Genomic DNA, 13186 nt, shown 5'->3' with positions numbered 1-13186 from the left:
TACGTAAATATTTGACTCCTCTGGTTGAAGTGTTTCACCATAGCCCAAAGTTTATTTCGAAGCGCGAAAATAAAGGGAGTCGCAAGTGGTTGCTGATAGCCAACCGGGCCATATCGATCAGATCAAGCAAACCAATGCGGGCGTTGTTTATCGTCTGATTGATACCCATGGACCGGTGTCGCGAATCGATCTTTCTCGTCTGGCGCAACTCGCTCCTGCCAGCATCACGAAAATTGTTCGTGAAATGATTGAAGCCCATCTGGTGCAGGAAACTGAAATTCAGGACCCTGGCAGCCGCGGGCGTCCTGCTGTGGGGCTGATGCTGGAAACTGAAGCATGGCACTACTTGTCCGTGCGAATCAGCCGTGGGGAAATTTCACTCGGTCTGCATGATTTAAGCAGCAAACTGATTGTTGAAGATGCCGTTTCGCTCAGTGTTGAAGACACGCAGCCGCTCATCGAGCGGATCATCGCGCAGATCGACCAGTTCTTTATCCGCCATCAGCAAAAGCTCGAACGTCTCACCGCGATTGCCATCACGATGCCCGGGATTATCGACACCAAGCGCGGCATCGTCCATCGCATGCCGTTTTATGATGTCTGTGATATGCCACTTGGCGAGATCCTTGAAAACTACACTGGCGTGCCGGTGTATGTTCAACACGATATCAGCGCGTGGACGATGGCCGAAGGCCTGTTTGGTGCGTCAAAAGGCGCGCGTGATGTGATTCAGGTGGTCATTGATGATAACGTCGGTGCCGGCGTTATTACCGATGGACGCTTGCTTCACGCGGGCAGCAGCAGCCTGGTCGAAATAGGCCATACTCAGGTCGACCCCTACGGCAAGCGCTGCTATTGCGGCAATAACGGTTGCCTTGAAACGATAGCCAGCATCGACAGCGTGCTGGAGTTAGCCCAGTTGCGCATGAGCCAGTCGATGGGCTCCATGCTGCATGAACAGCCGCTCACCGTCGAATCGTTGTGTGATGCCGCGCTCAACGGCGACCTATTAGCGAAAGATATTATTCTCGGGGTAGGCACCAACGTCGGCCGAATACTTGCGATTATGGTCAATTTGTTCCATCCACAAAAAATCCTGATTGGTTCGCCACTCAACCGAGCCGCAGAAATTCTGCATCCGGCGATCACGGATTGCATTCGTCAGCAGTCGTTACCGGCGTATAGCGAGCATATGATTGTCGAAAGCACGCAATATAATCACCGTGGAACCATGGCCGGTGCGGCGCTGGTAAAAGACGCAATGTATAACGGTTCGTTATTGATTCGTCTGCTGCAAGGGTAATGTCGTAGGCTGATCCACTAAAAATTGCGCTATCTCAAACTGGTCGAATCACTATTCTTTTAGACTTTCACTCCTGAATTATTCAATTTCTAATCACTAATATCCGTCTTACCTCACTGAGAAAGACGGGTATTTGAAGCATTGCCTTGGGAGTTAGTCATGCTTACGCGTTTCTTTATAACAGGTACCGATACTGCAGTCGGGAAGACTGTGGTTTCTCGCGCCTTGTTGCAGGCGCTTGCAGCCAGTGGCAAAAGTGTTGTCGGCTATAAGCCGGTGGCCAAAGGGTGTAAAGAGACGCCAGAGGGCCTGCGCAACAAAGATGCGTTAGTTCTGCAAAGTGTTTCCACTGTTTCACTGCCTTATGAAGCCATCAACCCTATCGCGCTGAGCGAAGAAGAAAGCAGCGTTAGCCACAATTGCCAAATCAACTATTCGTTGCTGTCTGACGGGCTGCAAAATTTAACCGGCCTCGTGGATCACGTTGTGGTTGAGGGCACTGGCGGTTGGCGCAGTTTAATGAACGATCTACGTCCGTTATCCGAGTGGGTGGTGCAGGAACAATTACCGGTATTGATGGTTGTGGGTATTCAGGAAGGGTGTATTAATCACGCCTTGCTGACGGCTCAGGCCATTGCTAATGACGGCTTACCGTTGATTGGCTGGGTGGCGAACCGCATCAATCCAGGGCTTGCGCACTACGCTGAAATCATTGATGTACTCAGTAAAAAACTGCCGGGACCGCTGGTGGGTGAGCTGCCTTATTTGCCACGGGCAGAACAGCGTGAACTGGCAAACTACATCGATTTATCCCGTCTTAGCGGCGCGTTGAGTATAGACCGTCTGCGGGCGTAACCAGCGCGAGAGCGCTGATGCCACCACGCACGACACCAGTAAACCGGGGAGCAGTGTAAACTCCCCCGTCATTTCACAAACCATCAGCGTAGACATTATCGGTGCATGCGTGGTGGCAGCCAAAAGCGTTGCCATTCCGGTGAGCGCCAGCAAAATCGCCACGTTATCCCCGCTCCACGCCCATATTCCGAACCATTGCCCCACTAACATTCCCAATGCCGCGCCGACAAATAACGTCGGGGTAAACACGCCGCCTGGAGCGCCTGAGCCACTGCTTGCCAGTACCGCCGCCAATTTGTAGACCAGAATCCCTGCCACGAACAGCAGCGCAGGCGGTTGCGAGAGAAATGACTGCACTACGCTGTAACCATTGCCCCAAACCAGCGGTGTGATAAGCGAAAGCAGCCCAACCAGCAATCCCCCTAACGCAAGTTGTAACGGAGGAGTTAACTGCAAACGCTGGAATAGTTTACTGCTTTGCGCCATCAACCAAAGAAACAGCGGCCCTGCAATACCCGCAAGCAGGCCGAGCGACGCCATGAGTAGATATTGAACCGGCTGTGGGGCGCTGAGTGCGCGGACAGTATAAAGCAGCGTTTGCTCGTCGTTTAATAGGTGGGTCATCAGCAAGGCGCAGACGGCGGCAATCACCACAGGGCCAAGAGAGGCAAGCATCAGAGTGCCAAACAGAATTTCTGCGATAAACAAGCTACCCGCCAGCGGCGCATGATAGGCGCTTGCCATCCCGGCGGCTGCGCCACAGGCGACCCACAACTTCCATTCGTCTTTATGCGAGCAACGCTGTGCGAATACAGAAGCAAAAACGGTTGCCAGTAGCACCATCGCCCCTTCACGGCCAATAGCGCTACCGCTGGCGACCACTATCAGCGAGGCTGCCGATTTAACCAGGCTGGCTCCAACATCTAAGCGTCCGTCGCCCGTTTCAATGGCTTCCATGTAGTCAGTGGGCGCAGAAGGGCGCTGGCGCGTAGCGCGTTGCCATGCCCAAAGTAGCGTACCGGCAAGCAACCCACCCAATGCAGGGGTGAGCAATCGTCGCCATGATGGCAGTGCCGCAGCGGCGGCAACCAGGCTGCCGCTGTGATCGCCCAAAAATAGGCCTTCCAGAAAGTACATCGACTGGCGAAACAGCCAGACGACTATCGCTGAGGCGACGCCAATCCAGACGGCGAAAATCAGCCGCCGTAACATGCCTTTCATGTCCGGGAAGTGGTGTAAGCGATGCATGCCAATTAGCGTAGCGGGAAAAGAGGGATATTGTGCGTCATGAAGGCCATTAACCACAACGAAATGCTGAAGGGATGATGGCGATTTGATGTGACAACGTCACTTTTAATTATCGCAGTTATTAATATTCCCGCCCAGTGACGAGCGGGATTGAAGCCGGTTATCAGAAATAAATCTCTTTTTGCGCGACGGGAATCAACAACTCTTTGCTCCAGTCGGCAAGCGTAATGCGGGTTAATTCGCCCAATGCCTGATAAAACGGATGTTCGGCATTTGCGATAAACAGCTCCAGAAAACGCCCGCTCCACGGCAGGATATGCCAGGCGAGCAGTTCATCTACTTTTTGCATCATGCCTTCTTCTGCGAGCCATGCAGCCAGCATCAACAAAATCCCGATATGGTCATCAGGTTCGTTACTTTCTTGCTCATTGGCGATGTCGTTTTCGCGCATCCACTGGCGCAGCTCAAGCATCGAGTCACCAAACAGCACATTTTCTTTATCGAGATAAGCAGAGCCCCATGGCGAAGCCGGTAATGCGTAAGGGCCGATAAACAGACGTTGCCAGGCTTCGCTCAATGATTCTTGCGAATAGTTAAAGCCCTCAGCCATGCGTGTCGCGATGGCATCCAGCTCGGCGTGCTGAACCGGCCATTGTTTTGCCCATTCAGGGTCTTCAAGTGTGGCGTAAAGTGCGGCGACATCCTGACTGGTGGGGGCTTGATAATACAGCGCGCCCAGTACTTTTCCTGTCAGGGCGATAGTCGCCAGTCTTTGCGTAGTGTTAGACATCATTCTCTTCCTTGTTGCGCGAGTTACCCCGCGCATTTTGTATCAATTAACCTGTTACCGCCATGCCGACGGTCATATGCAGGCCGTAAAAAATTCCACGACCAATACATTCACCGACAATGACCAATATTAATCCGAACAATAACCCGGCTGTTTTGGGCGGGGTGCGTCGTACCATTGGGCAAATCCAGCAGCCCAATCCGAGCGCTATCAGTGCAATACGCCACACCTGCAACGAGGCATAATCAGGTACTAACGCGCTGGCGTGCTGTACTGAGCTCTGAATATCCGCCAGTTCGCTGCCTTGCAATACGATGATGGCCATTGCCGCAAACAGAGCCAAAGCGCTAAGCGTCGCCAGTTTACTGTCGTGGAATGAATACCGTACCGTCTGGAGCAGCAGTGTTCCCAGTAGCGGGCCGCCCAGAAGAACCGTCAAAAAGAAACTCCACGTTGTGTAACTGTTGTGCCAGGTTGGCACGATATCAATCTGGTAGACACGGGTCATTGCCCAGACGAAGACCAGCCCCAGCACCATGGTTGCAGCCAGCCACACCTTGCCAATCGCGACCGGTATTTTTTTCAGTACTGCAAGCAACCACCATAAACCGCCAACCGCAAAGAACACCGACCCACTGGCAATTTCATTGCTCAATGCCGATTGCCCGACGCGATTAAGCGAGTTGAATGCTCGCAGTGGTGAGCCCAGATGCATCACCGAGGCGATAAATGCAATGCCCATGATCAGCCAGATAAAGAACATGGATCGAACGACCCGTTGCTGTAATTCGCTGTTATTACTGGCGGCATTCCATGCCAGTCCCATCACGATTACCGCTCCAACGACGCACTGGCCCAGTACAGTAAACAACACCAACGGCCATTCATGCCATCCGCTTCCCATCTCAAACCTCCTCTGGATTCGCCAGGTAGCCGGTTTTATCCCCACAAGGGCGGCTGTTGGCATTGGGTTTAATCACAATATTTGGCTTGGTGAAGTGCGCTGACGGCAGCGGAGCAATAGCGGCTTGCACACCATATTTTTTACGCAGTTCGTCAATCGGGGCCATATCCAGTGCACGTAACGGGCAGGATTCAACACAAATTGGCTTCTTGCCTTCAGCAATGCGCGAGTAACAGCCATCGCATTTGGTCATGTGGCCTTTTTCAGCATTGTATTGCGGCGCACCGTACGGGCACGCCATATGGCAGTAACGGCAGCCAATACAAACGTCCTCATTCACCACCACAAAACCGTCTTCGCGTTTGTGCATCGCACCACTTGGGCAGACTTTGGTGCAGGCGGGATCTTCGCAATGGTTGCAGGCAATGGATAAGTAATAGGCAAAGACATTTTGCTGCCAGACGCCGTTGTCTTCCTGCCAGTCGCCACCTGCATATTCATAGATGCGACGGAAGCTGACATCGGGGGATAAATTTTTGTAGTCCTTACAGGCCAGCTCGCAAGTTTTGCAGCCGGTGCAACGACTGGAATCAATATAAAAACCATATTGGGTTGTCATCAGCTATTCCCTATGCCTTTTGGATTTCGACCAGATTAGTATGTTGCGGATTCCCTTTCGCCAAAGGGGAAGGGCGCTGAGTGGTCAACGTGTTGATACATGAGCCGTGGTCGATACGGTCACCGGCCATGTTGGCTTCGTGCCAGGCACCCTGGCCCATCGCTGTGACCCCAGGCATGATGCGCGGCGTGACTTTTGCCGGAATACGCAACTCACCGCGACCATTAAACACCCGCACCATATCGCCGTTGGCGATACCGCGAGCCTGGGCATCAATCGGGTTAATCCACACTTCCTGGCGGCAGGCGGCTTTCAGCACATCAATATTGCCGTAGCTCGAGTGGGTACGGGCTTTGTAATGGAAGCCGAACAGTTGAAGCGGATACGAGCTGCGCTCTGGTGCATCCCAGCCGTCGAAGGTGGAGGCGTAAATAGGCAGTGGACTGATGGTTTCGTCTTTTTCTAACTCCCAACTGGCGGCGATGTCTGCAAGTTTGCTGGAGTAGATTTCGATTTTACCGGAAGGCGTTTTTAATGGATTGGCGTCCGGGTCGGTGCGGAAGGCTTTGTACGCGACAAAATGACCGTTCGGGTCTTTACGTTTATAAATCCCCATTGCGCGCAGTTCTTCATACGACGGTAATTGGGGATCTTTTTCCAGCATCTTCGCGTACAAAAACTGTAGCCACTGCTCCTGAGTGCGCCCTTCGGTAAATTTCTGATGAATATCCGGCCCTAAACGACGAGCCACTTCGCTGGTGATCCAGTAAATTGGCTTGCGCTCAAATTTCGGTTCCGTGGCGGGTTGGATAAAAATCAGGTAACCCATATTGCCGGCGTAGTCGTTAGGAATGATGTCTTCTTGTTCGACGGTCATTAAGTCCGGCAGCAGGATATCGGCGTATTTTGCCGAAGAGGTCATGAAGTTCTCAATGACCACAATCATCTCGCACTTGCTATCGTCTTGCAGCGTATCGTGCGTTTTGTTGATGTCAGAATGCTGGTTGATAATGGTGTTACCGGCGTAGTTCCAAATGAACTTAATGGGCACGTCGAGCTTATCTTTCCCTCGCACGCCATCGCGTTTGGCGGTCATTTCCGGGCCGCGTGTAATCGCGTCAGTCCAACTAAAGCAGGAGATTTGCGTTTTCACCGGGTTAACTAATACCGGCATACGCTCAATGGTGATGGTGTAAGTGGATTCACGCGCACCGCTGTTACCTCCGCTAATTCCCACGTTTCCGGTCAAGATCGGCAACATAGCGATGGCGCGGGCAGTCAGTTCGCCGTTTGCCTGGCGCTGTGGTCCCCAACCCTGCGCGATATACGCCGGTTTGGTGCTGCCAATTTCGTAGGCAAGTTTGATGATTTTATCAACCGGAATACCGGTAATTGCTGATGCCCAACGTGGGGATTTTTCAACGCCATCATCACCCTGGCCGAGGATCCAGGCTTTATAGTGACCGTTGGCAGGAGCGCCCTCCGGCAGCGTTTTTTCATCGTATCCGACACAGTATTTATCGAGGAAGGGTTGATCGACGAGGTTTTGGGTAATCAAAACGTGGGCGATACCGGCAACTAATGCGGCATCTGTACCTGGACGAATAGGGAGCCACTCATCTTCACGTCCAGCTGCGGTATCGGTGTAGCGAGGGTCGATAACGATCATTCGCGCATTGGAGCGTTCACGCGCCTGTTCCAGGTAATAGGTGATGCCGCCTCCGCTCATGCGGGTTTCGGCAGGATTATTACCGAATAAGACGACCAGCTTACTGTTCTCGATATCGGAGGTGCTGTTTCCATCGTTGGTGCCGTAGGTGTACGGCATGGCGCAGGCAATTTGCGCGGTGCTGTAGGTGCCGTATTGGCCGAGGAAGCCGCCGTAGCTGTTCATCAGGCGAGTAATCAACGATGCACTGGGTGAGGAGCGCGTGATGTTGCCGCCAACAATCCCCGAAGTGTAGTTAATGTAAACCGCTTCGTTACCGTATTTTTCTACTGTGTTTTTCAGGCTGTTAGTGATGGTATCCAGCGCTTCATCCCATGAGATTCGCTCAAATTTCCCTTCACCACGTTTACCGACGCGTTTCATTGGGTAGTTCAGGCGCTCAGGATGGTTAATACGTCGGCGAATTGAACGACCACGCAAGCAGGCGCGCACCTGGTGATCACCATAGACATCGTTACCGGTGTTATCCGTTTCAACCCAGGTGACTTCATTATCGCGCACGTGTAAACGCAGGGCGCAGCGGCTACCGCAGTTTACTGAACAGGCTCCCCAAACGACTTTATCTTCATTAGGGGAAACAGCATCTCCCACCGCCGCGGCTGCGGCTCGCAAGCCAAATGGCAGGGATATTCCCCCCACCGCGAGGGCCAGCCCGCCAATGGCGCTGGTCTTCATCAGGTTTCGACGGGTTATTCCATTAGGGCAAGATTGGTTCGACATAACTCACTCCATGACGTGTTATCTCAGGATGTCTTTGTTGTTGTGGTTGTTTTGTATTCATGACGGCAAAGCGAAATATTGCTTAACAAGCGAATATTATCGACCGAAAATGATTTTTACCTATTTAGGAGTAGGTGTTGTTAACACGCATCAAAGTTAGGGCGGAGAGTTGCATGAAACTTGCTGGAGGTGGGGGTGAGGTAAAACGGGGCGAAAGCCCCTTATTACCACTGCCGTTTATTGCGCTACTTATTGATGTTTACAGACAGTACGCGTTTGGTTGATATATCTATTTTACATGTATAATTTAACTGAGAAGTGACCCCATTTTCATCAGTAACGCTAATGTTGTTGCCATCAACAGTCCCAATATTGGTTATTTGATCATAACCAGAAACGTTTCCCCCGTTGCCCCATTTAAAGTTTTCTCCGGCTTCCTTTTCAATGCCTCTCAAGCATTCAGGCCAGGCGCTCAGGATGACTTTTGCCACGAGGCAACCAGGGTCTGTCTCGTCACAGCTAAACGTTTTATTTTCAGCAGGTTGAGTGGGCGCGGTTGCAGTAACAGGTTGCGTATCAGCGGGTGGGTTAATGACGCAATCACTGCCATAAGGTTCTCCAACCAGTCGCGACATTTTTTCGCATGTGATACTAATTTTGTCGCCGTTACGAAGCGACGTTGCCACGGCTTTTTGCCTCTCCGCAATATCCATTCTGGCGGGCATAGACTCATTTAACGTGCTGATATGGATAAATATCGTGCCGGAGTAATCTTTGTCTATTGATTCCACCTGGCCTGTGACATTGACCCGCTTGCCTTTCAGCGCCTCATCGGTAGCTACTTCGTTTTCTTCATATGCTTTGGATAATTGAACGGCGGTGTAACTTACGATTTCTTTCGACGCTGTGGGTTCGTTAACATTGTCATTTTGCTGAACATTTTCCTGGGCATTTACCGAGCCAAACCAAATCAACCCGCCCAAAATGAGAGTCACCAAACCCAAAAAGCCTTTAACCGTTTTCTCTTTGGTGGCAGCCGGTTTGCTGGCACCACAATGTGGACATGCTTTTGCGGACCTCGACACTTCTTTTTGGCATTCCTTGCAAGAAATTAAAGCCATTTGCAGTTTCCTAACGTTTTGCGTTTAACAAAAAAAATGGAAATACCGCAAAACAGGGCTAAACCACACGAACTATTATGTTTAAAAATAAATCACCACAAGTCATATCTGAAACACACTGGGTCAGTTTGTGATTGGCTATTGATTAATCTTTTTATTATACAGTGGGTTATGTTAAGTGTGACGGGGCGAAAACGCCCCGATGGCATGATTACTGCGGTTCAGCGGGTGTACCGTCCTGAGTATTTCCGCCGCTAGCGGGATAGTTTCCGCTGCTGGTACGCGTATAGAGAATTTTCTGAGTATCATTAGCGCAGTGGCCAACAACTTGTGCATCAGGTTGAGAGGCCTGATCATTTGGCACTATCGTCAAAGTAAACCCCGTTTCCGGGACACCATTTTTAATAATTTTTTGCTGAATGTCGGCCTTGACTGTATCGCATGACGTCTGCGCGGCGAGTACCGGAGTGGTCGCGATTAACAGACATACACCCAGCCAAATTGAGCGTTTCATCATCTCTTCCTTATCTTAGGGGCGTTGTATAAGCATAGTTCCTCTAGTGTAAAGTGTTGTATTTGCTTATACCCTTCATACTTCAAGCTGCTTATGCGTTGGCTACACCCGCTCACCCCAGTCACTTACTTAAGTAAGCTCCTGGGGATTGATGAGCCTCATCCATGAGGCTCACCCTACGGGCCAGCGCAAGCGCTGTTCAAATCTGTTCCAGACAGATTTGTCACGGGTTTGCCGCCTTTAAGCAACTTGAATTATTTTGGGTATATCATGTTCGTTACATTTCAAGTCGGAGCCGGATTTACGTGAAGAAAATCATTATCCTTAGTGCGCTGGTAGCCTCTGTTGCCGGGTGTGATAATCAGAATAATACGCTCTCCTATACGCCAGAAATGGCCAGTTTTTCAAATGAGTTCGACTTTGATCCATTACGCGGGCCAGTCAAAGATTTCACCCAAACGCTCATCAATCAGAAGGGCGAAGTGATAAAACGCGTCGTGGGTCTGGTGTCGGAAGAAGGGTGTTTTAACGAACTTGAATTTCATGATCTGGAAAGCAACACCGGCGCTACGCTTGTGCTGAATGCTAACTATTATATCGATGCGATTACCCATGAAAGACGCGTGAAACTGCAGGGTAAATGCCAACTGGCGGAGTTACCCCAGGCGGTCCTCACTTATGAAACCGACGATAAAGGCTTTGTGGTCGCAGCACACGGTAAAGAGACATCGATAGTTTATCGCTACGATGCGGACGGTTTCCCATTAGGCAAAACGACGCAATCGAATGATGAAACCCTGACTATCACCGCGAAAACAGGCAGTGATCTCAAGAAAAAACTCGATTTCACATCTGAAAGTATGTTGAACGGTAAATCTATTGCGCAGGTTAAACAAACCTGCGATTACGACGGCCATTTTAATCCACTGGAATGTGTGCTGAACATTACCGATCTCAATGCTAAGCCGTCCAAAGTTGAAACGTACATCATCAAGAATGACATCAATTACTATTGAGACCGAACGTTCGCAAGTTCGGTTGGTTTGATTCAACGTCAAAAATATTGGCACATGTAGAAGGAAGTCGGATGAAGTGGTTGCAGCGCCTGAAAATCGATACTTTTTTACTGATTATGATCGCCGTCGTGGTCATTGCTTCGCTTTTCCCCTGCGAAGGTGCGGTTAAAACTGCATTTGAATACCTGACCACGGCCGCGATTGCGCTGCTGTTTTTCATGCACGGGGCAAAACTTTCCCGGGATGCAATTGTGGCAGGCATGGGGCACTGGAAACTCCATCTTGTGGTTTTCCTCAGCACCTTCGCGCTTTTCCCACTGTTGGGGCTGGCGATGGGCTTTCTTTCGCCTGGCATCCTGAATCAACCGCTGTACATGGGCTTCCTGTACCTCTGCGCGTTGCCTGCGACTGTACAGTCGGCAATTGCCTTCACCTCGGTCGCAGGCGGAAACGTGGCGGCGGCGGTATGTAGCGCTTCGGCATCCAGTATTCTGGGGATTTTCCTGTCACCAGTTTTAGTCGGTGCATTAATGAATACGCAGGAAGGCACCACTGACACACTGCATGCCATTGGCAAAATCATCCTGCAATTGATGGTGCCGTTTGTGGTGGGGCATTTGTCGCGCCCACTGATTGGTCGTTGGGTCGATAAACATAAAAAACTGATCAGCATGACCGACAGGTCATCTATTTTGCTGGTGGTGTATGTGGCCTTTAGCGAAGCGGTAGTGGAAGGTATTTGGCAGCAGGTTAATGGCACCGCGTTGTTAGCCATTTTGGGCTGCTCAATTGTGTTGCTGGCGATAGTTCTGGTAGTCAATACCTGGGTCGCGCGTTTTATGGGGTTCAACACGGCGGACGAAATTACCATTGTGTTCTGTGGCTCCAAAAAAAGCCTCGCGAACGGTGTGCCGATGGCAAACGTGCTGTTCCCGGCCAGTGCTGTGGGCATGATGGTTTTGCCTTTGATGATATTCCATCAGGTGCAATTGATGGTCTGTGCGGTGCTGGCGCAGCGTTATGCACGCAAAACGGCGAAGGAAAAGAGAGCGCTTGAGTCAGTCTCCTGACTCAAGCGTTTGACGAAGGATGGGAATGTTTACGCGGCGCGAACTTTAGCGATCAGCGCCTGCTTTTCCGCTTCACTGAGGAAGGCAATTTTCAAACCATTCTCTTGCGCGGTACGGATGTGTGCCGCGCTCAGACCCGCTTGCGGGGCCGCAACTGTATATTCATGAATAATATCGATACCCTGGACTGCCGGATCATCGGTATTAATGGTCGCCAGCACACCTTTATTCAGGAAGGTAATCAATGGATGCTTATCCAAAGATGCCACGGTGCTGGTTTGAATATTTGATGTCAGGCAGGATTCGATACCGATACCGTGTTCAGCCAGGAAATCCATCAGTGCCGGGTCTTCAACAGCTTTCACACCGTGACCGATACGCTCCGCACCCAGTTCACGAATCGCCTGCCAGATACTTTCCGGGCCAGCTGCTTCGCCCGCGTGGACGGTGATATGCCAGCCAGCATCGCGTGCGCGGTTAAAGTGGTTCAAGAATAAGCTGCCCGGGAAACCCAGTTCATCACCTGCAAGGTCAAGCGCGGTAATGTGGTCGCGATGAGTCAGCAGGGCATCCAACTCAGCTTCGCATGCGGCCTCACCAAACGTACGGCTCAGAATGCCGATCAGACGTGCTTCAACACCAAAGTCGCGGCAGCCTTGACGCACGCCTTCAATCACCGCTTCTACCACACCGGCGACCGGCAAGTTATGCGTCATCGCCATATATCCTGGCGAGAAGCGCAGCTCCACATAATGCAGGCCGTTGCGTGCGGCATCTTCAATATTTTCCCATGCCACACGGCGACAGGCATCCAGAGAGGCCAGGACTTTCACGCCCCAGTCGAGTTTTTGCAGGAAACTAACCAAATCAGGCGCGGTTTCCACGACTTGTACATGAGGACGAAGTGCTTCAAGAGAATCAGCCGGGAGTGACAGGTTAAACTGGCGGCCTAGATCGAGGATCGTTTGTGCACGAATATTACCATCAAGATGACGGTGCAAATCGGTTAATGGGATGGAGGTATCAATCATGGTCGCACTCTTTTATTGATTAAAGTGCGGTACATTATAGCACGGTGTTGTAAGCTATTAGAAACAAAGATAATTACCTGAAAATAAAAGCAGAAAGCGGCAATTCATCCAGGTGTGATGGTAAGCATACACATCGAATTCCGTTCCATCCTTGCCCCGTATTTTATTCCTTGCTCTATACTCAAAGCGCATTTGATAATGCTCTCGACATAACAATTCAATGAGCGTTCAGCTCGTAGCAAGATAATCTGCGCCTGCATATGATT

The 13186-nt window shown here is 50.9% G+C and carries 12 protein-coding genes; 4 read left to right on the top strand and 8 right to left on the bottom strand.

Annotation, left to right across the window (positions count from 1 at the left end; translation table 11 throughout):
- Window positions 1-85: 85 nt before the first annotated feature.
- Window positions 86-1303, top strand: a complete 1218-nt coding sequence (gene mlc, locus RHD99_RS12855; RefSeq protein ID WP_309874278.1) for a sugar metabolism global transcriptional regulator Mlc — start codon at window positions 86-88, stop codon at window positions 1301-1303.
- A gap of 159 nt (window positions 1304-1462) precedes the next feature.
- Window positions 1463-2158, top strand: a complete 696-nt coding sequence (bioD, locus tag RHD99_RS12850) for a dethiobiotin synthase (protein ID WP_309874277.1) — start codon at window positions 1463-1465, stop codon at window positions 2156-2158.
- On the opposite strand, the gene clcB is transcribed toward bioD, so the two are convergent.
- From clcB to RHD99_RS12815, 7 genes are all read right to left on the bottom strand, one after another.
- Complete coding sequence (gene clcB / locus RHD99_RS12845) at window positions 2111-3406, bottom strand: voltage-gated ClC-type chloride channel ClcB (RefSeq protein WP_309879155.1); 1296 nt, start codon at window positions 3404-3406, stop codon at window positions 2111-2113. The two genes, bioD and clcB, sit on opposite strands and share 48 nt — an antisense overlap.
- A 163-nt stretch (window positions 3407-3569) precedes the next feature.
- Window positions 3570-4196, bottom strand: coding sequence for a Tat proofreading chaperone DmsD (dmsD, locus tag RHD99_RS12840; RefSeq protein ID WP_309879154.1), 627 nt, complete (start codon window positions 4194-4196; stop codon window positions 3570-3572).
- A 46-nt stretch (window positions 4197-4242) separates the two neighbouring features.
- On the bottom strand, window positions 4243-5100 hold the full coding sequence (locus RHD99_RS12835; protein WP_309874275.1) for a dimethyl sulfoxide reductase anchor subunit family protein: 858 nt from the start codon (window positions 5098-5100) through the stop codon (window positions 4243-4245).
- 1 nt (window position 5101) lies between these two features.
- Complete coding sequence (locus tag RHD99_RS12830; RefSeq protein WP_270138912.1) at window positions 5102-5719, bottom strand: DMSO/selenate family reductase complex B subunit; 618 nt, start codon at window positions 5717-5719, stop codon at window positions 5102-5104.
- A 10-nt stretch (window positions 5720-5729) separates the two neighbouring features.
- Complete coding sequence (gene ynfE / locus RHD99_RS12825) at window positions 5730-8168, bottom strand: selenate/tellurate reductase subunit YnfE (protein ID WP_309874273.1); 2439 nt, start codon at window positions 8166-8168, stop codon at window positions 5730-5732.
- A 245-nt stretch (window positions 8169-8413) separates the two neighbouring features.
- Window positions 8414-9289, bottom strand: a complete 876-nt coding sequence (locus tag RHD99_RS12820) for an OB-fold protein (RefSeq protein WP_309874272.1) — start codon at window positions 9287-9289, stop codon at window positions 8414-8416.
- Between the two features lie 211 nt (window positions 9290-9500).
- Complete coding sequence (locus RHD99_RS12815; RefSeq protein WP_270138907.1) at window positions 9501-9803, bottom strand: DUF1161 domain-containing protein; 303 nt, start codon at window positions 9801-9803, stop codon at window positions 9501-9503.
- A gap of 305 nt (window positions 9804-10108) precedes the next feature.
- On the opposite strand from RHD99_RS12815, the gene RHD99_RS12810 reads away from it, so the two are divergent.
- Both RHD99_RS12810 and RHD99_RS12805 read left to right on the top strand, forming a co-directional pair.
- The gene (locus tag RHD99_RS12810) at window positions 10109-10819 is read left to right on the top strand and encodes a YnfC family lipoprotein (RefSeq protein ID WP_255459275.1); all 711 of its coding nucleotides are present in this window, start codon (window positions 10109-10111) and stop codon (window positions 10817-10819) included.
- Between the two features lie 71 nt (window positions 10820-10890).
- A complete protein-coding gene (locus RHD99_RS12805; RefSeq protein WP_309874267.1) occupies window positions 10891-11889 on the top strand; it encodes a bile acid:sodium symporter family protein in 999 nt (332 codons plus the stop codon).
- A gap of 29 nt (window positions 11890-11918) precedes the next feature.
- Here RHD99_RS12805 and add read toward each other — a convergent pair whose 3' ends face one another.
- Complete coding sequence (add, locus tag RHD99_RS12800) at window positions 11919-12920, bottom strand: adenosine deaminase (protein ID WP_309874265.1); 1002 nt, start codon at window positions 12918-12920, stop codon at window positions 11919-11921.
- Window positions 12921-13186: the final 266 nt, after the last annotated feature.

It is taken from the genome of Buttiauxella selenatireducens, assembly GCF_031432975.1.
GTDB classification, from domain to species: domain Bacteria; phylum Pseudomonadota; class Gammaproteobacteria; order Enterobacterales; family Enterobacteriaceae; genus Buttiauxella; species Buttiauxella selenatireducens.
Note: the sequence above shows the minus strand (reverse complement) of the source record. Positions and strands in the feature narration are given on the sequence as shown.